This window comes from Stenotrophomonas africana (genome assembly GCF_013004645.1).
Taxonomy (GTDB): domain Bacteria; phylum Pseudomonadota; class Gammaproteobacteria; order Xanthomonadales; family Xanthomonadaceae; genus Stenotrophomonas; species Stenotrophomonas africana.
Window position 1 is genome coordinate 352,972 of sequence record NZ_JABEME010000002.1, and the last position, 22,034, is coordinate 375,005.

Sequence of the window (22,034 nt, forward strand, 5' to 3'; positions counted from 1 at the left end):
CGCTTCTTGTAGAGCCGAGCCCACGCTCGGCTGCTGCTCGCGGTAGACCCGGCCGAGCATGGGCTCGGCTCTACATTAGTTTTTCCGACACCAGAAACCGCTCTTGCTCCTGCCTTTGCCATCCGCTCCGCCTCATGAAACCTGTCGAGGCCGGGGCGGTGTGGGCTGGCAGGGGTGTGAGCCGCATGGACGCGGCGACCAAGCCCCCATGGACGGGTTTACGGCGTCCCCTGCCATCCCACAGCACCCCGGCTCCCCCCCAGCACCAAGAAGCGCCAGCGCTTTGGCTGTTGCAGTTCGCTGTTGCCGTACGCCTCTGCCTGCCGCAGGCATCGCCACCCGATACAATGGCCGTCTGCCGTAGCCCGGCATCCCGTCCCTGAGCCAAAGAGTTGCCCATGTCCATCGTCCGCATGACCGACCTCGACCTCTCCGGCAAGCGCGTGCTGATCCGCCAGGATCTGAACGTGCCGATCGAGAATGGCCGCATCACCTCCGAACAGCGCATCACCGCTTCGCTGCCGACGCTCAAGCGCGCGCTGGAGCAGGGTGCGGCGGTGATGGTCACCTCGCACCTGGGGCGCCCGAAGGAAGGCGTGTGGAGCGAAGCCGATTCGCTGGCGCCGGTCGCCCAGCGTCTGTCCGAGCTGCTCGGCCGCGAGGTCCCGCTGGTGCGTGACTGGGTCGACGGTGTCGACGTGCAGCCGGGCCAGCTGGTGCTGCTGGAAAACTGCCGCATGAACGTCGGCGAGGGCAAGGACGATGAAGCCCTGTCGAAGAAGTACGCGGCGCTGTGCGATGTGTTCGTGATGGATGCCTTCGGCACCGCGCACCGTGCGCAGGCCTCCACCCACGGTGTCATCCGCTTCGCCCCGGTTGCTGCCGGTGGCCCGCTGCTGATGGCCGAACTGGACGCGCTGGCGCAGGCGCTGGATGCGCCGGCCAAGCCGCTGCTGGCCATCGTCGCCGGCAGCAAGGTCAGCACCAAGCTGGAACTGCTGGCCAACCTGGTCGGCAAGGTCGACCAGCTGATCGTCGGTGGCGGCATCGCCAATACCTTCATTGCTGCCGCTGGCTACAACGTCGGCAAGTCGCTGTACGAGCCGGACCTGCTGGGCACCGCGAAGAAGATCGTGGCCGATGCCAAGGCGCGTGGCGCCGACATTCCGCTGCCGGTCGACGTGGTCACCGCCAAGCAGTTCATGCCGGATGCTGTTGCCGAAGTGAAGGCGGTCGATGCCGTTGCCGAGGACGACCTGATCCTGGACATCGGCCCGCAGACCGCTGCGCAGTACGCGCAGCTGATCGAGAAGGCCGGCACCGTGGTCTGGAACGGCCCGGTCGGCGTGTTCGAGTTCGAAGCCTTCAGCAAGGGCACCGAAGCGCTGGCTCGCGCCATCGCCAGCTCGCCGGCATTCTCCATCGCCGGTGGCGGCGACACCCTGGCGGCAGTCGACAAGTTCGATATCGCCAAGGACGTCAGCTACATCTCCACCGGTGGCGGTGCGTTCCTGGAGTTCCTGGAAGGCAAGACCCTGCCCGCAGTGGCCGCACTCGACGCGCGCGGCGCATGAGTGCCGCGCGCAGCAAGGACGTCCTGTTCTTCGACCTGGACGGCACGCTGATCGATTCGCAGGTGGGCATCACCGCCTGCATCGCCTATGCGCTGCAGAAGATGGACCATCCGGTGCCGCCGCAGGAGACGCTGCTGGGCTGGATCGGTCCGTCGCTGCGGACTACCTTCGCGCCGCTGTTCGGTGAACCGGCGCGGGTGGAACAGGCGGTGGGCTACTACCGTGAGCGCTTCGACGTCGAAGGCTGGCGCGAGCACACGGTGTACCCGCAGGTGGAAGACACCCTGCGCGCGCTGCATGGTCGTGGCCACCGCCTGGCGGTGGTCACGGCCAAGAACGAGCCGCACGCGCGCCGCATTCTCGCCCACCTGCCGTTCGGCGGGCTGTTCGAGGAGATCGTCGGTTCCACCCTGGACGGCTCCCGCAGCCACAAGCCGGAACTGGTAGGTGAGGCGCTGCGTCGGCTGCAGGTGCAGCCCGCGCAGTGCTGGATGATCGGCGATCGTCGCATGGACATCGAAGGCGCGCGCCACCACGGCCTGCGCAGTGTCGGTGTGCTGTGGGGCTTTGGCGGCGAGGCGGAACTCACTGAAGCCGGTGCCGGCCAGCTGGCCCGTGAGCCGATGCAGCTGGAAACGCTGCTGGCCTAGCCTCCTGTGGAGCCGAGCCCATGCTCGGCTGCTCCGGCGAGTGCCCAGCCGGGCAAGGGCTCGGCTCTACAAAATACCCTGCGCCACCGTATGTCCGGACGATGTCCGTTCGATGACGCGCGAAGTCAGGCGGCGCAAGGCTGTAACCGTATACATGGGGCGTGAAGGATGTGCTAATTTCCGTTCTTTAACGGGAGAGGCCCCTTCACCATGTTCGAGCGTCAGCGTCGCACCAAGATCCTTGCCACCCTCGGTCCGGCCACCGATCCGCCGGGCGTGCTGGAGGATCTGTTCCGCGCTGGCGTCAACGTGGTGCGTCTGAACTTCAGCCACGGCGATCCGTCCGGCCAGGCCAAGCGTGCGGCCGAGGTACGCGCCGCTGCGGCCCGCGTCGGCGTGGAAGTGGGCATCCTGGCCGACCTGCCGGGCCCGAAGATCCGCATCGAACGCTTCGCTGAAGGCAAGGTGCAGCTCAAGGCGGGTGACCGCTTCGACCTGATCGCCAGCTCCAACGCCGGTCCCGGCGATACGACCCAGGTGGGCGTGAGCTACCTCGGCCTGCCGCAGGACGTGGGCCCGGGCGATGTGCTGCTGCTGGACGATGGCCTGATGCAGCTGCAGGTGGTGGAGGTGCAGGGCGAGCGCATCATCAACACCGTGCTCAACGACGGTGTGCTGTCCGACCGCAAGGGCCTGAACAAGCAGGGCGGCGGCCTCTCGCTGGGCGCGCTGACCGAGCGTGACAAGGAGCTGATCGGCATCGTCGCCAAGATCGGTGTCGACTTCATCGCCGTGTCGTTCTGCCGCAACGCGCAGGACATGAACGATGCGCGTGACATCGCCCGCTCGCATGGCTGCGATGCTGCGCTGGTATCGAAGATCGAGCGTACCGAGGCGATCGAGAACCTGGAAGAGATCGTCGAGGCCAGCGACGTGGTGATGGTGGCCCGTGGCGACCTCGGCGTGGAAATCGGCGACGCCGAACTGCCGGGCCTACAGAAGAAGATCATCAAGGCCTCGCTGGCGCAGAACAAGGTGGTGATCACTGCCACGCAGATGCTGCAGTCGATGGTCGAAAGCCCGATCCCGACCCGCGCCGAAGTGCTGGACGTGGCCAACTCGGTCATCGACGGCACCGACGCGGTGATGCTGTCGGCCGAAACCGCTGCCGGCGCCTACCCGGTCAAGGCCGTGGAAGCGATGGCACGCATCTGCCTGGGTGCCGAGCGCCAGTTCCAGACCGAGACCGACTTCAACGCTTCGCCGCGCAACCTGGAACGTGCCGACCAGGCCATCGCCATGGCCACCATGTTCCTGTCGCAGCACGTGGGCGTGCGCGCGATCGTGGCGATGACCGAATCCGGCGGCACTGCGCGTTACCTGTCGCGTTTCCGCGCCAAGGCGCCGGTGTTCGCGGTCACCCGCCATGACGGCGCACGCCGGCAGATGGCGCTGATGCGCGACGTCTATCCGATCAATTTCGACAGCCGTGGCCTGACCCCGCGCGAAGCGGCGCGTGGCAGCATCCGCCTGCTGGTGGAAGCCGAACTGCTGCAGGCCGGCGACCGCGTCGTGTTCACCAGCGGTGAGCACATGGAAACCCACGGTGCCACCAATACCCTGCGCCTGCTGGAAGTGGGCGAAGACGGCCGCGCCATTGGGCTGGGCGACCTGTAAGGTACGCGCCATCGCATGCGCGCTGCCGCCCCACGATCTGCTGTGCAGATCGTGGGCCCCTTCTTACCAGCATCCAGACCCCCGCCGCTGCACGGCCGCCCCCTGACTCAGGGGGCACTCGTCCCGGGATCCGGGTTTGCGCGGTACCCACGCCCAGTCCGCATGGGTCAATGATTGTCCTGCGCGGGCATTGGAATCGTTTCCAGCCTGGCCTCCACGTCGGGGCAACGGGTAGCGGGGCTATACTTACGTTTTTCCCGCACCCGCCACAGGAAGTACATGAGCATCGAACAGCTGGCTGAAACCGCCCAGGCCATGGTTGCCCCGGGCAAGGGCATCATCGCGATCGACGAATCCACCGCTACCATCGCCAAGCGTTTCGCTGGCGTCGGTATCGAGAACACCGAGGAGAACCGTCGTGCCTACCGCGAACTGCTGCTGACCACGCCGAAGCTCAACGAGCACATTTCCGGCGCCATTCTGTTTGACGAAACCATCCGTCAGTCGACCAAGGACGGCGTGCCGTTCGCCAAGTACATGGCTGACCACGGCATGATTCCGGGCATCAAGGTGGACAAGGGTGCGCACCCGCTGGCCGGCTGCCCGGGCGAGCTGGTCACCGAAGGCCTGGACGGCCTGCGCGAGCGCCTGCAGGAGTACTACAAGCTGGGTGCGCGCTTCGCCAAGTGGCGTGCGGTCATCAACATCGGCGAGAGCATTCCGTCGGGCACCTGCATCGAGTCCAACGCTCACGCGCTGGCCCGTTATGCTGCCCTGTGCCAGGAATGCGGCCTGGTGCCGATGGTCGAGCCGGAAGTGATCATGGACGGCGACCATGACATCGAGACCTGCTACGAAGTCACCGAAGCCACCCTGCGTTCGCTGTTCGACGCGCTGTACCAGCAGAACGTGCTGCTGGAAGGCACCATCCTGAAGGCCTCGATGGTCATCTCCGGCAAGAACTGCGATGAGCAGGCCGACGTCGAGGAAGTGGCTGAGTCGACCGTGATGTGCCTGAAGAGCACCGTGCCGGCGATCCTGCCGGGCGTGGTGTTCCTGTCCGGTGGCCAGAGCGACGAGCAGTCCACCGAGCACCTGAACGCGATGAACCAGCTGGGCAACCTGCCGTGGCCGCTGAGCTTCTCCTACGGCCGCGCCATGCAGCAGGCCGCGCTGAAGCTGTGGGCCAAGGACATGAAGGGCAACTACGCCGCTGCCCAGAAGACCGTGTACGAGCGCGCCAAGGACAACGGCCTGGCTGCGCTGGGCAAGTGGAACGGTTGATCCGTCCCATCGCTGGATGAACAAGGCAGCGCCGGCATCACGCCGGCGTTTGCTTTTGCGGGTATCTTTTCCGCCCCCGCGTGCCCGGCCGGTACGCGGGAACCACATGGAAGGCCAAGGAGAAACAACATGCGTTTGGCAGCACTCACACTGGCCGTCGCCACGGTCCTGGTCGCCGGCGGGTGCAACCGTCTCGGTGGCGGTGGTGACGCAGGCAAGGCCGCGTCGCTCGATTTCGACAAGCCGGTGTCCGGCGAGATCACCTCGCGCAGCGGTATCAACTACAACGACGGCAGCCACCACCAGCTCTACCAGATCAAGCTGGAAGACAAGCAGCTGGTCGGGCTGAAGCTGACCGGTTCGCTGAGCGGCTCGATCGCCGTGTTCAACAACGGCAGCCTGGTGGCCAGCAGCAACACCGGCTACGAGCGCGAAGGCGACGTTTCGCTTGCCTTCCGTGCCAACGGTGGCGGCACCTACCAGGTGGCGGTCAACGCCAACGGCTCGACCGATTACGGTCCGTACCGCCTGCGCGCCGAGAAGCTGGTGCCGTACGACGGCAAGCCGCTCGCGGGCAGTGGCGAGATCGTCGACATGCTGGCCGGTGGTTCCCAGGACTACACCCTGCAGGTCGACAAGGCCGGCCTGTACGAGATCCGCCTGGTGTCGGAGGTCTTCGATCCGGTGCTGAAGCTGTCGGGCCAGGGCGTGGATGCCGAGAATGACGATGGCGGGGACAGCACCAACTCGCGCCTGACCCTGTCACTGAAGCCGGGCAAGTACACCCTGACCGCACGTGGCCTGGGCGACGGCGTCAATGGCATGTTCACCCTGTCGGCCAACCGCATCGAGCTGCCCGGCAATCTGGTCGAGCGCGATGGCACGGCGCTGCCGAAGTCGGGCAGCGTGTACACGATGCTCGACAACGATGGCCGCCGCCGCTTCCTGCTGACCCTGGACCGCCCGGCCGACGTGCGCCTGGATGCGATTTCCAGCCAGGTCGATACCGTGCTGCGCGTGGTCGGTGGCGATGTCGAGTTGACCGACGACGACGGTGGCAACGGTACCAACTCGCGCCTGGAAGAGACCCTGCCGGCCGGTCACTACACTGTCGACGTTTCCAGCCTGAACAATGGCGCAGGCATGGTGGAAGTGCGCGTGCAGGTGGATGGGGCCAGTGCTGACGGTGCTGCGGCCTCTGCGGCCCGCGCTGCGGCCGATGCCGCCGCCGTGGCCGATGACGCTGCAGCGGTGGAAGCTGCCAGCCGTTGAGGTGGTCCACGCGTAGCGTGGATGACATCAAGGCTGCAACGGAAAAGGCCGGGCAATGCCCGGCCTTTTCTTCTACCTGCCGCGCTGCGGTTCAGTGCGCAGCGGCGAAGCCCGCATCGCCCAGAGGTGGGAGCATCGACGCGCGCGGTTCGTTGTCCGCGCTTTGCCCGGCGGCGCTCAACGCCTGCTGGTAGGCCTTGGCCGTAGCGGTATTGAACGCCACCAGCACGATGCGCATCGGCTGTGCATGGCTGCGCTGCCACGCCAGTGTTTCGGTCACTGCAATCTGTGCGGCCTGGTACAGCGGATAGCCGTATACGCCGCAGCTGATGGCCGGGAACGCGATCGACTGCACACCCAGCGATTCGGCCAGTTGCAGCGACTTCCAGTAGCAGTTGGCGAGCAACGCCGGTTCATCGCGTTGGCCGTCGTGCCAGACCGGGCCCACCGTGTGCAGTACATAGCGTGCAGGCAAAGCGTAAGCGCTGGTGGCGCGTACTTCGCCGGTCGGGCAACGCACGCCCGGGCGCAGCTCCGGCAGCTGCTCGCATTCGGCCAGCAATGCGGGGCCCGCTGCACGATGGATCGCGCCGTCCACCCCGCCGCCACCGAGCAGTGTTTCGTTGGCCGCGTTGACGATCGCATCCACCGCCAGGGTCGTGATGTCGCCCTGCCAAACTTCGATCTTCATGCGTCCGTCTCCTGCCTGTGAGGTGATCCGCGCAGCATCTGCGCCGGCTGTTCCCACGGTAGGGGACAGGGCATCGATACTGCGTCATGACCGTCTCACGCGCTGCGATCCGACGGTCTTCACGCACGATGGCGGGCGACGCCTTCACGCAGGCTGAAGCGGAGGAGGGCGGCTCCCTTCCCCTGCGGAAAAGGGAGCCGACCCCGGGTGTCACGGCAGGCCGGCCAGCCAGTCGTCGTCGGAACCCTCATTCACATCGGCGAACAGCGGCGTGGAGAAATAGCGTTCACCGGTGTCCGGCAGCATGGCCAGAATCACTGAGCCCGGTTCGGCACGTGCGGCCACGTCCAGTGCGCTGGCCACGGTAGCGCCGGCGGAGATGCCGACGAAGATGCCTTCCTCCGCAGCCAGTCGGCGTGCGGTGGCGATGGCGCGGTCATCTTCCACCGTCACCAATTCATCCACCACATCGCGGTTGAGCACATCCGGCACGAAGTCCGGGGTCCAGCCCTGGATCTTGTGCGGCTTCCAGTCATCGCCCTTCAGCAGTGCGGCGCCGGCCGGCTCGGTGGCGATGATGCGGGTCTGCGGGCGCGCGACCTTCAGTACTTCACCCACGCCGGTGAGCGTACCGCCGGTGCCCCAGCCACTGACGAAGTAGTCCAGCCGCTTGCCGGCGAAGTCGCGCAGGATCTCGGCGGCGGTGGTGTTGCGGTGATACGCCGGGTTGGCCGGGTTGGCGAACTGGCTGGCCAGGAACCAGCCGTGCTCCTCGGCCAGTTCGCGTGCCCTGCGCACCATGCCGCTGCCGCGCTCGGCGGCCGGGGTCAGGATCACCTTGGCGCCGTAGGCGCGCATCAGCTTGCGGCGCTCCACCGAGAAGGTCTCGACCATGGTGGCCACGAACTTGTAGCCGCGCGCGGCGGCGACCATCGCCAGTGCCACGCCGGTGTTGCCCGAGGTGGCCTCCACGATCGTGTCGCCCGGCTTGAGCACGCCGCGCGCTTCGGCGTCGAGGATGATCGCCAGCGCCAGGCGGTCCTTGACCGAGCCGCCCGGGTTGAACGACTCGACCTTGGCGTAGACGCTGACCTGCGGTGGCGCCAGGCGCTGCAGCTTGACGATGGGGGTGTTGCCGACGGTATCGAGGATGGAGTCGTACAGGGCCATGGAAGCGCTCCGGAAACGGGGCCGCGCCGGGTTTCGGCGGGCGAAGGGGGAGGGCTGGCTGTTCAGGCCAGCGGCTGCCGGCTGACCGTAGCGCCGGCATATGACGCCCGGAAATGACCAGATACCTTTCTTAAACAACCTTTGGTTATAAGCTGGTGACGGCAAATGACCCTAGAGTGGACCTCCGCCCCACGCCGCCTGCCTCCCATGACGCTGACCCAGCTGCGCTATCTGGTTGCCATCGCCGACGCCGAGCTGAACATCACGCTGGCTGCCTCGCGCGTGCATGCCACCCAGCCCGGCCTGTCCAAGCAGCTCAAGCAGCTGGAGGACGAGCTTGGCTTCCTGTTGTTCGTACGCAAGGGCCGCAGTCTGGAGTCGGTTACCCCGGCCGGCACCGAGGTCATTGCCCGCGCCCGTGCGGTACTGGCCGAGGCCAACAACATCCGCACCTATGCGGCCAACCAGCGCCGCGAGAGCCAGGGCCAGCTGATCCTGACCACCACCCACACCCAGGCACGCTTCGTGCTGCCGCCGGCGGTGGCGGCGATCAAGCAGGCCTATCCGCAGGTGAGCGTGCACCTGCAGCAGGCCGGCGAAGCCGATGCGCTGGATCGCCTGAACCAGGGTGATGCCGATATCGCCATCATCAGCACCGCCGGCGGTGAGCCCACCGATGGCATCGCGGTGCCGCTGTTCCGCTGGCGGCGTCTGGTGGTGGTGCCGAAGGGCCACCCGCTGGACCGCGCTGGCCGCGCCCCGGACCTGGCCGCGCTGGCCCGCCAGCCATTGATCAGCTACGAGTCCTCGACCCGTCCGAACTCGTCGCTGCAGCGCGCCTTCGCCGCCAATGGGCTGGCGCCCGACCTGGCACTGACCGCGCTCGATGCGGATCTGATCAAGACCTACGTGCGTACCGGTCTGGGTGTAGGCCTGCTGGCGGAGATGGCGGTCAGTTCCAACGATGAAGACCTGCGCTCGTGGCCGGCCCCGGAGCCGATCACGGAGTGCATTGCCTGGGCGGTGCTGCCGCGCGACCGTGTGCTGCGTGATTACGCGCTGGAGCTGGTGCATGTGCTGGCACCGCAGATTGATCCGCGCGACCTGCGCAGGGTGCTGGATGGCAACCAGGCGGCGGCGTGGCCGGTGCCACCGACGTGGGAGTCACTGACCCAGACCATCACGGTGTGAGGTGGGTCGAGCAGGGCTTGCAGCCCTGCACCTGCCGAATCAATGGCAAAAGCCGAAGCAACAGCAACAGCTGGCTTCCGTGGGGGCGGGGCGGTGTGGGCAGGCAGGACACGCCGTAAACCCATCCCTGGGGGCTTGATGGCGCCATCCATGGCGCCAACGGTCCTGCCTGCCCACACCGCCCCACCTCTGACAGATTTCGATGGCTGTTGGTAGGTGTCGACCTTGGTCGACACGGTAGATCCACGCCATGCGTGGATGAAAGCTGTCAGATATCGAAATACATCTGGGGTCAGATCCGTTTTCCTTCGGAAAACGGATCTGACCCCAAAGCCGTTCCAACAGACCGCAGGAAGCTGTCGAAGGCGGGGTGGGTCCGGTTGCGGGGGCGTGAGCCGCATGGATGCGGCGACCGAGCCTACATGGACGTATTTACGGCGTCCCCCGCAACCGGACCCACCCCGCCTACCCACAGGAAGCCCGCTTTTGCTTCGGCTGTTGCTGTTGCTGTTGCTCCAGCTCGCAGCGGGTGCAGGGCGCAGCCCTGCCGATAAACCCCCTCCTGCGACGGTTCGTCGCACGGGTAACCCTGGACCCGGCTCTACACTAGCGGGGTGACCCGCCTGTCCCGCCCGCAGCGCCTTCTGCTCCAGCTCGCCGTCCTGGCGACGCTGCTGATGGTGCTTGCGCCACTGGTCAGTCGCGCGCTGCAGGCGCAGCCGATGGAGCACGTCGCGATGGCAGGCATGGACCACGCTGCCATGGGCCATGACATGCACGGCATGGCCATGGCCGGGCACGATCAACACGGGTCCTCACCGGTAGCGCCTGACCGTCCGCCCGACCCCCACGCCATGCACGGCGAAGCCTGCGAGTACTGCGTGCTGGCGATGCGCCTGCTGCCATGGCTGGCAGTACTGGTGCTGCTGTTGCCGCTGCTGTGGCGGCCGCGCCTGGTGTTCCCGTGGTCTCAGCAGGTTCTGCCCGCGCTGCGCTGGCCGGCGCATGCCGCGCGTGGGCCGCCGCGTTTCTCCATCGTTCGCTGATGTCCCTATCGAATCTGCCGCACGACGCCTGACCGGCGCCGTGCGCGCGTGCGTACCTTGGAGCTGTTCCGATGAAAATGACTTCCCGCCCCGCGGGCGCCTGCGCGCGCCTGCCGGTTGCCCTTGGCCTGGCCGTGGCTGCAACGCTGGCCCACGCTGCGCCCGCCGAAGAGGCGCGTACCCTCGACACGATGGTGGTCACCGCCGCCGCACCGTCCTCGCCGCTGCACTGGGTGACCGATCCGCGCCTGCCACGGCAGCCGGTGCCCGCCAGCGATGGCGCCGATTACCTGAAGACCGTTCCCGGCTTCTCCGCCATCCGCAACGGTGGCACCAACGGTGACCCGGTGCTGCGCGGCATGTTCGGTTCGCGCCTGAACATCCTCAGCAACGACGGCAACCTGATCGGTGCCTGCCCATCGCGCATGGACAATCCGCTGTCCTACATCGCGCCGGAGAGCTTCGACCGATTGACCATCATCAAGGGGCCGCAGAGCGTGCGCTGGGGCGCCGGTGCCTCGGCCGGCACCGTGCGCTTCGAACGCGATACGCCGCGCTTCGAGGAGCCTGGCCTGCGGGCGGACGCCAGTGCGCTGGTTGGCTCGCGCAACCGCAACGACCAGGTGCTGGACCTGACCCTGGGCAATCCGACCGGCTATGTACGCGCCAGCGGCAACCGTTCCGAAGCTGACGACTACAAGGATGGCCACGGTGATGTGGTGCCCTCGAAGTGGCGCAAGTGGAATGGCGACGTGGCCGTTGGCTGGACGCCGGATGCCGACACGCTGCTGGAGATTTCCGCCGGTGCCGGTGATGCCATCGCGCGTTACGCCGGGCGCGGCATGGACGGTGCCGCGTTCGAACGCACCAGCTATGCCGCGCGCTTCGAAAAAAGAAATCTTCCCGGTGCGTGGGACACGTTGCAGGCCAACGTGTACTACAACGAGGCCGACCACGTGATGGACAACTACACGCTGCGCACGCCGAACCCGCACAGCATGATGCCGATGCCGATGGCGTCGAACGTGGATCGCCGTACCCAGGGCGGCCGGGTCAGTTCCGAGTGGCGCTGGCAGGACGTGCTGCTGGTGGCCGGTGTGGATGGCGAGGACAGCCGCCATCGTGGCCGCATGGGCATGGGCCGCGACACCTACCGACAGGCCGCCTGGGAGACCGATGCCAACTTCCGCCGCTATGGCGTGTTCACCGAGTTGACCTTGGGCGCCGGCACCGACCAGCGCTGGATCAGTGGCCTGCGCATTGACCGCGCCAGCGTGCGCGATGAGCGGCACTCGATCCGCGGCATGATGGGGAACATGCCCAATCCGACTGCGGGCCAGCGCCGCAAGGAATGGCTCGGCAGCGGTTTCCTGCGCTACGAGCAGGACCTGGCCGATGGCCTGACCTGGTATGCCGGTCTCGGCCACAGTGAGCGCATGCCCGACTACTGGGAGTTGTTCTCGCCCAACCACGGTCCGTCTGGCGCAGTGAACGCGTTCACCGGCGTGCAGCCCGAACGCACCACCCAGCTCGACGTCGGCCTGCAGTACAAGGGACCGCGCGTGCAGGCGTGGGTTTCGGCGTACGCCGGGCAGATCCGGGACTACATCCTGTTCACCTACCATGGCAGCGGCATGATGGGCATGAGCCAGGCCAGCAACGTCGATGCGCGCATCGCCGGTGCCGAAGCCGGGCTGGAGGTGAGCGTGGCCGAGCAGTGGAAGCTGGGCGGTACGCTGGCCTACGCCTGGGGCGAGAACCGCGACCAGCAGCGTCCGCTGCCGCAGATGCCGCCGCTGGAAGCACGCCTGAGCGCGAACTGGGAAGGCGAGCGCTGGAGTGCCGGTGCGCTGCTGCGCGCGGTGACCCACCAGCATCGTGTCGCCGATGGCCAAGGCAATGTGGTCGCGCAGGACCTGGGGCCGAGTGCCGGTTTCGCCACCTTCGCGCTCAATGCGGCCTACCGCTTCAGTTCGCAGCTGCAGCTCAGCGCGGGTGTCGACAATCTGTTCGACCGTGCCTACAGCGAGCATCTGAACCTGGCCGGCAGCGCCGATTTCGGCTTCCCGGCCGATCCGGTGCGCATCAACGAGCCGGGCCGCAGCCTGTGGATGAAGGTGAACTACCGGTATTGATCCGGCGGGTGTAAAAAAACCGGGGCCGGATCCCCGCCAGGATCCGTCCCCGCCCGACGCCCTCTGCCGGGCAGCTTCGACTCTACGATGGCAACGCCTGCGGTGCACGGCTGGATACACCTCGACACACGCCGACATCGCCACGACCCGCCTTGCACGGAACGGATTCCGGGCGCTATCACGGCACTGGTTCCACGCTGGTAAACGCTTGGCACATACCGCTTTTGCGGGCCCTTGCCTACACTCGGCGGCCGTGGATCAATCAGGACCATTCATGTTGGCTCGTATCGCTTCGACCCTGGCCCTTGGCCTCAGCCTGGCCGTGCTGGCCGGGTGCGCAGGCAAACAGGAGGCCGCCGCGCGTCGGCAGGGAGAAGCGGTGCCGGTCACCGCGCAGGTCGTGCAGTCCCGGCAGTGGAACGACACCCTGCAGGCACTGGGCACGGCCAAGGCACGCGAGTCGATCAGCGTCACCGCCAAGGTCAGCGAGATCGTCGAGAAGGTGCACTTCGAAAGCGGCCAGCACATCGCCGCCGGCGCACCGATCGTGACCCTGCGCGGGCAGGCCCAGGAAGCGGCCCTGGTGCAGGCGCAGGCCACCTTCCACGAGGCCGACCAGCTGTACAAGCGCCAGCGCGAGCTGGCCTCCCAGCGGTTGGTGTCCAGCGCCACGCTGGATACGCAGAAGTCGATCCGCGATGCCGCCGAGGCGCGTGTGGCGCAGATGCAGGCGGATATCGGCGACCGCCGCGTGCGTGCGCCGTTCGCTGGCGTCCTGGGTATCCGCCAGGTCAGCCCGGGCACGCTGCTGACGCCGACCACGGTGATCGCCACGCTCGACGACATCGAGCACATGCACATCGATTTCCAGGTGCCGGAAGTGGAACTGGCCGCGCTGGGCGTCGGTGACAAGGTCAGCGCCACCAGCGTGGCGTGGCCGGGCCGCACCTTCGAGGGCGTGGTCAGCACCATCGACGCACGCATCGACCCGGCGACCCGTGCGGTGACCGTGCGCGGCGATTTCGCCAACAGCGACCACGCGCTGCGCCCGGGCATGTTGCTGGACGTGCGCCTGTTCCGCCCCGAGCGCCCGGCGCTGGTGGTGCCGGAAATCGCCGTGGTGCAGGTGGGCCGCGACACGTTCGTGTACCGCATCAAGAGCGACGACAGCGTCGAGCGCGTGGACGTGGTGACCGGTGCGCGCCGCGCCGGCGTGGTCGAGATCAAGCAGGGCCTGGAAGCGGGCCAGCGCATCGTGGTCGATGGCACCGGCAAGCTGCGCCCAGGCCTGAAGGTCGCGGCCAAGGATGCGGCACCGGCCAGCGGTGCAAAGCCCGCTGACGCCGCTGCACCGGTCGCGGCCGAGGGCCACGGCGGATGAAGCTGTCCGACGTCTCCATCCAGCGGCCGGTGTTCGCCGTGGTGATGAGCCTGTTGCTGCTGGTGCTGGGCGTGATGTCCTTCACCCGCCTGACCCTGCGCGAACTGCCCGCCATCGATCCGCCGATCGTCTCGGTATCGGTGGACTACACCGGCGCCTCGGCAGCGGTCATCGAAAGCCGCATCACCCAGGTGCTGGAAGATGCGCTGGCCGGCATCGAAGGCATCGATACGATCAACGCGCGCAGCACCAACGGCCGCTCGCAGGTCAGCATCGAGTTCACCTCCAACCGCGATATCGAAGCGGCGGCCAATGACGTGCGTGATGCGGTCAGCCGTGTCGCCGACCGCATGCCGGAAGAAGCGCGGCCGCCGGAAATCGCCAAGGTCGAAAGCGATGCCGATCCGATCATCTGGTTCAACATGGTCTCCTCGACCATGGACACGCTGGAACTGAGCGACTACGCCGACCGCTATGTTGTCGACCGCTTCTCCAGCCTCGATGGCGTGGCCCAGGTCCGCATCGGTGGCCGCCAGCGCTACGCGATGCGCATCTGGCTGGACCGTGACCAGCTGGCCGCACGCGGGCTGACCACCGGCGACGTGGAAACCGCGCTGCGCAACGAGAACGTGGAATTGCCGGCCGGCCGCATCGAGTCGACCGACCGCGATTTCACCCTGCGCGTTGAGCGCAACTACATCAAGCCGGAAGACTTCGCGACCATCCCGCTGGGCAAGGGCCGCGACGGCTACGTGGTGCGCATGGGCGACGTGGCGAAGATCGAGCTGGCCTCGGCCGAGCGTCGCGCGTACTACCGCAGCAACGGCGAGCCGGGCATCGGCCTGGGCATCGTCAAGACCTCTACCGCCAACTCGCTGGACGTGGCGCGCACTGCGCGTGCCGAATCCGAGCGTGTGGCGCTGTCGCTGCCCAAGGGCACGCAGATCTTCGTTGCGTTCGACAACACCACCTTCATCGAAGCCGCCGTGGACCGCGTCTACGCCACGCTGGTGGAGGCGATGATCCTGGTGCTGGCGGTGATCTGGCTGTTCCTCGGCAGCTTCCGCGCCGCACTGATTCCGGCGGTGACGGTACCGGTGTGCCTGGTCGCGGCGTTCATCGCGCTGTATGCGTTCGACTTCTCGATCAACCTGCTGACCCTGCTTGCTCTGGTGCTGTGCATCGGCCTGGTGGTGGACGATGCGATCGTGGTGGTGGAGAACGTGCAGCGCCGCATCGACCTGGGCGAGCCGCCGCTGGTGGCCTCCAAGCGCGGTACCGCGCAGGTCGCCTTCGCGGTGATCGCCACCACCGCCGTGCTGGTGGCGGTGTTCCTGCCGGTCGGTTTCCTGGAAGGCAACACCGGGCGCCTGTTCCGCGAACTGGCAGTGGCACTGGCCGCCGCAGTGGCGCTGTCGGCGTTCGTGGCGCTGACGCTGACCCCGATGATGGCCTCCAAGCTGCTCAAGCCGCATACCGGGCAGGCACCGCGCGGGCTGCACGGCTTCATCAACCGCAACCTGGAACGCCTGGCGAGCGCCTATGGGCGGGTGCTCGATCATCATGTGGATCGCACCTGGATCTATCTGCTGGTGATGGTTGCTGCGTTGGCGGCCAGCTGGTTGCTGATCAAGGTGCTGCCGTCGGAACTGGCGCCGGCCGAAGACCGCGGTTCGTTCCAGATCATGATCGATGGACCGGAAGGCGCCGGCTACGACTACACCGTGCAGCAGGTACAGCAGGTGGAAGCGCTGCTGGCGCCGCACGTGGGCGCGGACAAGCCGATCGTGCGCGCCAACCCGCGCGTGCCCGGCGGCTTCGGCGCCAGCGAGGAAATGCACACCGGCCGCGTCAGCGTGTTCCTGCAGCCGTGGCGTCAGCGCAGCGAAGGCACGCCGGAAGTCGCCAACGAACTGCAGAAGGAGCTGGACACCATCCGTGGCGTGCGCGTGCGTACCCAGGTCGGTGGCGGCCTGGTGCGCAGTGGCGGGCAGCCGTTCCAGATCGTGCTCGGTGGCCCGGAATACGCCGAGATCGCGCAGTGGCGCGACCGCATTCTGCTGCGCATGGCCGACAATCCCGGCCTGGTCGGCCCGGACTCGGACTACAAGGAAACCCGGCCACAGATGCGGGTGAACATCGACCGCCAGCGTGCGGCCGACCTCGGCGTGCCGGTCACCGCGATCGGTTCGGCGCTGGAAACCATGATGGGCTCGCGCCGCGTCACCACCTTCGTCGACAACGGCGAGGAATACGACGTGCTGGTCCAGGCCGGCCGTGATGGCCGCGCCAGCCCGGCCGATCTGGCCGCGATCCGCGTGCGTGCGACCTCCGGCGAACTTGTGCCGCTGTCCAATCTGGTCACACTGAGCGAAGTGGCCGAGGCCGGCACCCTGAACCGCTTCAACCGACTGCGTTCGATCACCATCAGCGCCGGCCTGGCGCCGGGCTATCCGCTGGGTGAGGCCATCGCCTGGGCGCAGCAGGTCACGCGCGAAGAGCTGCCGCAGTACGCGCAGGTGAACTGGAAGGGCGAATCGCGCGAATACCAGAGCGCCGGTGGCGCGGTGCTGCTGACCTTCGCGATGGCCCTGCTGGTGGTCTATCTGGTGCTGGCCGCGCAGTTCGAGAGCTTCATCCACCCGCTGACCATCATGCTGACCGTGCCGCTGGGCGTACTCGGTGCACTGGTCGGGTTGTGGGTGAGTGGGGGCACGGTGAACCTGTTCAGCCAGATCGGCATCGTCATGCTGGTCGGCCTGGCAGCGAAGAACGGCATCCTCATTGTCGAATTCGCCAACCAGCTGCGCGACGACGGAAGAACCGTGCGCGAGGCGATCATCGAATCGGCGATGGTGCGCCTGCGCCCGATCCTGATGACCTCCATCGCCACCGTCGTCGGCGCGATCCCGCTGGTGGTGGCCGGTGGCCCGGGTTCGGCCAGCCGTGGCACGATCGGCATCGTGATCATCTTCGGCGTCACCCTGTCCACCTTCCTGTCGCTGTTCGTGGTGCCGGCGTTCTACGCGCGGCTGGCCCCATACACCCGCTCGCCGGAAGCGGTGAAGCGCGAACTGGAGAAGCAGGAAGCGGAATCGCCCTCGGTGGGTGGCCATGCCTGATCCGACCACCCTGCTGCGGGGCGACGGCTTCCAGCTGCGGGCCTGGCGCCCGGATGATCTGGAATCGCTGCTGCGCCATGCCAACGACGCCGAAGTGTCGCGGGGCCTGCGTGATCGCTTTCCGTACCCGTACACGCGCGAGGATGGCGAGGCCTTCCTCGCGGGCCGCGTGCTGGCCCCCGGCACCCTGAACCTGGCCATCGAGATAGACGGCCAGGCCTGCGGCAGCGTCGGTGCCCAACAGGGCGTGGCCGAACGTGGGCATACCGCCGAACTGGGTTACTGGCTGGGCCAGGCCTACTGGGGCCAGGGCGTGATGACCCGCGTGGTCGGCCTGTTCGCACCGTGGGTGATGGACGAACTGCGCCTGTTCAGGCTGCAGGCCACCGTGGTCGACTTCAACCTCGGCTCGGCCCGGGTGCTGGAGAAGAACGGCTTTCAGGAAGAAGGCGTGGAGCGCTCCGCGGTCTACAAGCGCGGCGTCCTGCACGACCTGCGCCGCTTTGCCCGGGTACGCACGCAGCTGCCCTGAACACGCGGGCTGGCCGCTGTAGAGCCGAGCCCATGCTCGGCTGCCCTCGGGGGCCCAAGCCGAGCATGGGCTCGGCTCTACAAAACAGCGCTACCGCAGCGGCCTTCGATCAGGGAGAATCGACCGGTCCCTTCCAGCCGACGGGACGTCCTTACAACCCGCCGACTGGAGAGAGCGCGCGTGGAAGCAACCGTACATTTCATCAACAGCATCATCTGGAGCAAGGCACTGATCTTCGTATGCCTGGGCGCCGGCCTGTTCTTCAGCCTGCGCACGCGCTTCATGCAGATCCGCGGCTTCCTCGAGATGTGCCGCCTCACCGTCAAGGGTGAGAAATCCGACGCCGGCGTGTCCTCGTTCCAGGCCCTGGCCATGTCGATGGCCGGCCGCATGGGCATCGGCAACATCGCCGGCGTGGCCACCGCCATCGCCTTCGGCGGCCCCGGTGCCATCTTCTGGATGTGGGTGATGGGCTTCCTTGGCGCGTCCACGTCGTACGTGGAATGCACCCTGGCGCAGATCTACAAGACCAAGGACGCCGAAGGCCGCTACCGCGGTGGCCCGGCGTACTACATCGAAAAGGCCATGGGCCTGAAGTGGTACGCGCTGGCCTTCGCCATCGCCACGATTATCGCCGCCGGCTTCCTGATGCCGGGCGTGCAGGCCAACGCCATTGCCGACAGCATCATCAACGCCTGCCGTGGCACCGCGCTGTGCGGGCCGCTCGATGGCCAGGCCTTCGGCATGGAATCGGTGCAGGCGCTGAAGCTGGGCATCGGCATCGTGGTCGCGCTGCTGCTGGGCGTGGTGATCTTCGGCGGCGTCAAGCGCATCGCCAACTTCGCCGAAGTGGTGGTGCCGTTCATGGCCGCCGGCTTCATCCTGATGGCCATCGTCATCATGATCATCAACTACGACCGCGTGCCGGAGATGTTCAACATCATCTTCAGCAGCGCCTTCGGCACCCACGCCGCGTTCGGCGCGATGATGGGCCTGGCGGTGGAGTGGGGCATCAAGCGCGGCATCTACGCCAACGAAGCCGGCCAGGGCTCGGGCCCGCACGCGGCAGCCGCCTCGGAAGTCTCGCACCCGGCCAAGCAGGGTTACGTGCAGGCTTTCGCCATCTACTTCGACACCATGATGGTGTGTACCGCCACCGCGTTCCTGATCCTGGCCAGCGGCACCTACAACGTGTACTCGCCCGTGGCCGGCGCCGAGCCGATCTTCCAGGGCCTGGCCGGCATTCCGGAAGGCGCGGGCTACGCGCAGGCCGGCGTGGAAGCGGTGCTGCCGGGCTGGGGTTCGGCGTTCGTATCGATCGCGATCTTCTTCTTCGCCTTCACCACCATCATGGCGTACTACTACATGGCCGAGACCAATCTGAGCTATGTGAACCACAACAAGAAGCGCCCGCTGACCGTGCTGCTGCTGCGCCTGGGCATCATCGGCATGGTGGTGTTCGGCGCGTTCCATAATGCAACCCTGGCCTGGGCGCTGGGTGACATCGGCGTGGGCCTGATGGCCTGGCTGAACATCATTGCCATCCTCATCATCCAGAAGCCGGCCATGCTGGCCCTGCGTGATTACGAACGACAGAAGAAGCTCGGCCTCGATCCGACCTTCGACCCCGATGCCCTGGGCATCAAGAACGCCGATTTCTGGCGTCAACGCAAGCTGGAGTTGTCCCGTAGTGAATGATCCCTGGAAGAACGCCCGCCGCCCGTCGTCGCGACCGCCGCGGGCCACCCCGCTGCCACCGCGTGAGGGCGGCACCCCGCCGCCACCGGGGCGCGGCAACGACGAATTGCGCCTGTATGGCTGGAACGCCGTGCAGGCCCTGTTCGCCAAGCGGCCGCAGGCGTTGCGCAAGTTGTACCTGGTGGACGCGCTGATTCCGCGCATGCAGCCGGTGCTGAAGTGGTGCGTGGCCAACCGCGTGGGCTATCGCGTGGTGGAGGAGGGTGACCTCAACAAGCTGGCCGCTACCACGCACCACGAAGGCCTGGTGGCCGACGTGCTGCGCGCGCCGGTCGTGCCGCTGGCGCAGTGGCTGGAGGATCTCGGCGAAGGCCCGGCGCTGGCGTTGTGGCTGGACGGCGTCGGCAATCCGCACAACTTCGGTGCGATCCTGCGCTCGGCCGCGCACTTCGGCGTCAAGGCGCTGCTGCTGCCGGCTGGCAGCACACTGGCGCTGTCCGGTGCCGCCGCACGCGTGGCTGAAGGCGGGGCGGAGTCGGTGCCGCTGGTGCAGCTGCCGGAGACTGCAGAGGCGATGGCGCAGCTGCGCAGTGCCGGTTTCGGCCTGGCCGCAACCCTGGTCGAGGGCGGTGATGACGTGTTCCGCGCGTCGCTGCCGTCGCGCCTTGTGTATGTGATGGGCGCTGAAGGCGAGGGCATGGACCGCGGCCTGGCCAGCGAATGCGACATGCGGGTCTCGATTCCCGGCAGCGGCGCGGTGGAGAGCCTGAACGTGGCCTCGGCCACGGCCGTGCTGCTGGCGCAGTGGGCCAGTCGACGCGGCTGATCCCGTATCCGGGGTCGCATGATCGGGGTTGGATCCCTCGCCGCAGGCGAGGGCTCTGATCCTGCAGGGTTCCTGATTCAGGACCCGCCTTGGTGGGTGCGAACCTTGGTTCGCACCGCGCTTCCAGTTGCGCTCGCCGGGCATGGCCCGGCACTACCGCATCACTCGTTCGGAGGCGTGGTCGCCTTGGCCTCGCTGCCGAAGCTGCCATCGGCTTCCGCGGCCAGGTAGGCGAACACAGTGTAGGCGGCCACGTTCTGTGCCAGCGCCTTCGGGTCGATCTTGTCCAGCGTGTCGTCGGCGGTGTGGTGCAGGTGGAAGTAGTCCGAGCCATCCTGCGCCAGCCACGCCCACGCACCGCCCCTGGCGGCCAGCGGGCCGACGTCCGGGCCCGGGCCACCCTTGTCGGCCTGGTACTCGATGCCCAGCGGCTTCATCACTTCGGCAATCTGCCTGGTCGCTTCGCGCGAGCCTTCCGGGTTCGGCGAACCGGTATTGAAGGCGTAGATGCGGCCTGCGCCGAAGTCGCTCTCGGCAGCCAGCTGGTGCAGGGCCACGTCCTTTGCATGCGCTTCGGCGTAGGCCTTGCCGCCGTACAGGCCCTGTTCTTCGTTGGCGAAGGCAACCACGCGGATGGTTCGCTTCGGTGCCTGCTTCAGCAGGCCGATCAGGTGACCAGCAGCCATGGTGATGCCCACGCCTGCGCCGTCATCGACCGCGCCGGTGCCCAGGTCCCACGAATCCAGGTGACCACCGATCACCACCACTTCCTTCGGCAGGCTGCGGCCGGTGATCTCGCCGATCACGTTGTACGAGGTGGCAGTGCCATCCCAGCCGCAGTCCAGCGCCACCTTCACCGTGGTACTGCCACGGGCCAGCAGGCGCGCCAGCTGGTCGGCATCGGGCACCGACAGCGCCGCCGACGGCACCGGGGTCAGGCCCTCATCGAAACGGGTGATGCCGGTATGTGGCACGCGGTGCGAGTCGGTACCGGCCGAGCGCATCAGGAAGCCCACCGCGCCCTTGCGGATCGCCTCGGACGGGCCCTTGCTGCGGATCGCGCCGCCACGGCCGTAGTCGCGGCCATCGCGGAACGGCAGCATCTGGTAATCGACGAAGGCGATCTTGCCCTTCAGCGAACCGGCCGGTGCGGCCTGCAGCGCGGCCAGGTCGGCGAAGCGCACCACTTCGGCTTCCACGGTGCCGCCCGGGCTGCCGCCCAGTGCGGTGATCTGCAGCGGCTGCGGGTTCCTGCCGGTCACGGCGGCGTGTTCGCTGCGGCGCTCCCACTTCGGGAAGGTCACCGGTTCTTTCCACACCTTGTCGAAGCCCAGCGCCTTGAACTTGGCTTCGGCCCAGGCCACCGCACGGGCGTCGGCTTCGCTGCCGGCAATGCGCGGACCGATTTCGGTGGTAAGCGATTCGACCACCTTCCAGCCGGTGTCATCGGCCAGCGCCTGGTCGCGCAGCTGTGCGGCGGTGGCCAGCGAGGCCGGGGGCAGGGTGGTGATGCGTGGCGCCGCGAAGGCCGGGGCGGCCAGCAGGGCGAGGGAGGATGCGATGGCAAGGACGCGGCGACGCATGGACAACTCCGGGAAGGGACCTAAGCCTTGGAGCTTAACAGTCGTTCAGCCGCGCGCATGGGCGGGAGGTCATGGCTGGCGCGAACGCTGTTTTCCGCCACGTCCGGCAAAGCGAAAGCCCCGCCGGGGCGGGGCTTTCGTGTGCTTCTGTAGAGTCGAGCCCTACTCGACTGATTTTTCCGGGCAGTCGAGCAAGCTCGAC

At 67.2% G+C, this 22,034-nt stretch carries 16 protein-coding genes; 13 read left to right on the forward strand and 3 right to left on the reverse strand.

Annotation, left to right across the window (positions count from 1 at the left end; translation table 11 throughout):
- Positions 1–398 precede the first annotated feature (398 nt).
- The 5 genes from HLA98_RS05815 (at position 399) to HLA98_RS05835 (ending at position 6,457) form a co-directional block, all read left to right on the forward strand.
- Positions 399–1,574, forward strand: a complete 1,176-nt coding sequence (locus HLA98_RS05815) for a phosphoglycerate kinase (RefSeq protein ID WP_057499333.1) — start codon at positions 399–401, stop codon at positions 1,572–1,574.
- Complete coding sequence (locus HLA98_RS05820; protein WP_057499334.1) at positions 1,571–2,224, forward strand: HAD hydrolase-like protein; 654 nt, start codon at positions 1,571–1,573, stop codon at positions 2,222–2,224. The genes HLA98_RS05815 and HLA98_RS05820 overlap by 4 nt, the downstream gene beginning before the upstream one ends.
- Before the next feature lie 210 nt (positions 2,225–2,434).
- Positions 2,435–3,901 (forward strand): pyruvate kinase, encoded by a 1,467-nt coding sequence (gene pyk / locus HLA98_RS05825; protein ID WP_057499335.1) that lies wholly within the window; start codon positions 2,435–2,437, stop codon positions 3,899–3,901.
- 279 nt (positions 3,902–4,180) lie between these two features.
- Entirely contained in the window at positions 4,181–5,185 is a 1,005-nt protein-coding gene (locus HLA98_RS05830) for a class I fructose-bisphosphate aldolase (RefSeq protein WP_049447752.1), read from the forward strand.
- A gap of 129 nt (positions 5,186–5,314) precedes the next feature.
- On the forward strand, positions 5,315–6,457 hold the full coding sequence (locus HLA98_RS05835; protein WP_057499336.1) for an iron-sulfur cluster assembly protein: 1,143 nt from the start codon (positions 5,315–5,317) through the stop codon (positions 6,455–6,457).
- A 91-nt stretch (positions 6,458–6,548) separates the two neighbouring features.
- Here HLA98_RS05835 and HLA98_RS05840 read toward each other — a convergent pair whose 3' ends face one another.
- Complete coding sequence (locus HLA98_RS05840) at positions 6,549–7,148, reverse strand: O-acetyl-ADP-ribose deacetylase (RefSeq protein ID WP_057499337.1); 600 nt, start codon at positions 7,146–7,148, stop codon at positions 6,549–6,551.
- Positions 7,149–7,358: 210 nt separating this feature from the next.
- Positions 7,359–8,318 (reverse strand): cysteine synthase A, encoded by a 960-nt coding sequence (gene cysK, locus HLA98_RS05845; protein ID WP_057499338.1) that lies wholly within the window; start codon positions 8,316–8,318, stop codon positions 7,359–7,361.
- 207 nt (positions 8,319–8,525) lie between these two features.
- On the opposite strand from cysK, the gene HLA98_RS05850 reads away from it, so the two are divergent.
- The 8 genes from HLA98_RS05850 to HLA98_RS05885 all read left to right on the forward strand — a co-directional run bounded on the left by HLA98_RS05850 (position 8,526) and on the right by HLA98_RS05885 (position 20,249).
- Positions 8,526–9,509 carry a LysR family transcriptional regulator gene (locus tag HLA98_RS05850; RefSeq protein WP_049447748.1) on the forward strand — a complete coding sequence of 328 codons (984 nt, stop codon included), beginning with the start codon at positions 8,526–8,528 and terminating at the stop codon, positions 9,507–9,509.
- A 614-nt stretch (positions 9,510–10,123) separates the two neighbouring features.
- Entirely contained in the window at positions 10,124–10,555 is a 432-nt protein-coding gene (locus HLA98_RS05855) for a DUF2946 domain-containing protein (RefSeq protein WP_057499467.1), read from the forward strand.
- Positions 10,556–10,626: 71 nt separating this feature from the next.
- Positions 10,627–12,690: a TonB-dependent copper receptor gene (locus HLA98_RS05860; RefSeq protein WP_057499466.1), complete on the forward strand. Its 2,064-nt coding sequence runs from the start codon at positions 10,627–10,629 to the stop codon at positions 12,688–12,690.
- A gap of 274 nt (positions 12,691–12,964) precedes the next feature.
- On the forward strand, positions 12,965–14,071 hold the full coding sequence (locus HLA98_RS05865; RefSeq protein ID WP_049447385.1) for an efflux RND transporter periplasmic adaptor subunit: 1,107 nt from the start codon (positions 12,965–12,967) through the stop codon (positions 14,069–14,071).
- Positions 14,068–17,193, forward strand: a complete 3,126-nt coding sequence (locus HLA98_RS05870) for an efflux RND transporter permease subunit (RefSeq protein ID WP_057499465.1) — start codon at positions 14,068–14,070, stop codon at positions 17,191–17,193. The genes HLA98_RS05865 and HLA98_RS05870 overlap by 4 nt, the downstream gene beginning before the upstream one ends.
- Positions 17,186–17,725: a GNAT family N-acetyltransferase gene (locus HLA98_RS05875; protein ID WP_057499464.1), complete on the forward strand. Its 540-nt coding sequence runs from the start codon at positions 17,186–17,188 to the stop codon at positions 17,723–17,725. The genes HLA98_RS05870 and HLA98_RS05875 overlap by 8 nt, the downstream gene beginning before the upstream one ends.
- A gap of 180 nt (positions 17,726–17,905) precedes the next feature.
- Complete coding sequence (locus tag HLA98_RS05880) at positions 17,906–19,423, forward strand: alanine/glycine:cation symporter family protein (protein ID WP_057499463.1); 1,518 nt, start codon at positions 17,906–17,908, stop codon at positions 19,421–19,423.
- A complete protein-coding gene (locus HLA98_RS05885) occupies positions 19,416–20,249 on the forward strand; it encodes a TrmH family RNA methyltransferase (RefSeq protein WP_057499462.1) in 834 nt (277 codons plus the stop codon). Before HLA98_RS05880 ends, HLA98_RS05885 begins: the two co-directional genes overlap by 8 nt.
- Before the next feature lie 161 nt (positions 20,250–20,410).
- Here the strand turns inward: HLA98_RS05885 and HLA98_RS05890 are convergent, their stop codons facing one another.
- The gene (locus HLA98_RS05890; RefSeq protein WP_057499461.1) at positions 20,411–21,832 is read right to left on the reverse strand and encodes a M28 family peptidase; all 1,422 of its coding nucleotides are present in this window, start codon (positions 21,830–21,832) and stop codon (positions 20,411–20,413) included.
- Positions 21,833–22,034 lie beyond the last annotated feature (202 nt).

Coding starts and splice junctions, on each gene's coding strand:
- HLA98_RS05815 (WP_057499333.1), top strand. CDS start 399: ATGTCCATCGTCCGCATGACCGACCTCGACCTCTCCGGCAAGCGCGTG.
- HLA98_RS05820 (WP_057499334.1), top strand. CDS start 1,571: ATGAGTGCCGCGCGCAGCAAGGACGTCCTGTTCTTCGACCTGGACGGC.
- pyk (WP_057499335.1), top strand. CDS start 2,435: ATGTTCGAGCGTCAGCGTCGCACCAAGATCCTTGCCACCCTCGGTCCG.
- HLA98_RS05830 (WP_049447752.1), top strand. CDS start 4,181: ATGAGCATCGAACAGCTGGCTGAAACCGCCCAGGCCATGGTTGCCCCG.
- HLA98_RS05835 (WP_057499336.1), top strand. CDS start 5,315: ATGCGTTTGGCAGCACTCACACTGGCCGTCGCCACGGTCCTGGTCGCC.
- HLA98_RS05840 (WP_057499337.1), bottom strand. CDS start 7,148: ATGAAGATCGAAGTTTGGCAGGGCGACATCACGACCCTGGCGGTGGAT.
- cysK (WP_057499338.1), bottom strand. CDS start 8,318: ATGGCCCTGTACGACTCCATCCTCGATACCGTCGGCAACACCCCCATC.
- HLA98_RS05850 (WP_049447748.1), top strand. CDS start 8,526: ATGACGCTGACCCAGCTGCGCTATCTGGTTGCCATCGCCGACGCCGAG.
- HLA98_RS05860 (WP_057499466.1), top strand. CDS start 10,627: ATGAAAATGACTTCCCGCCCCGCGGGCGCCTGCGCGCGCCTGCCGGTT.
- HLA98_RS05865 (WP_049447385.1), top strand. CDS start 12,965: ATGTTGGCTCGTATCGCTTCGACCCTGGCCCTTGGCCTCAGCCTGGCC.
- HLA98_RS05870 (WP_057499465.1), top strand. CDS start 14,068: ATGAAGCTGTCCGACGTCTCCATCCAGCGGCCGGTGTTCGCCGTGGTG.
- HLA98_RS05875 (WP_057499464.1), top strand. CDS start 17,186: ATGCCTGATCCGACCACCCTGCTGCGGGGCGACGGCTTCCAGCTGCGG.
- HLA98_RS05890 (WP_057499461.1), bottom strand. CDS start 21,832: ATGCGTCGCCGCGTCCTTGCCATCGCATCCTCCCTCGCCCTGCTGGCC.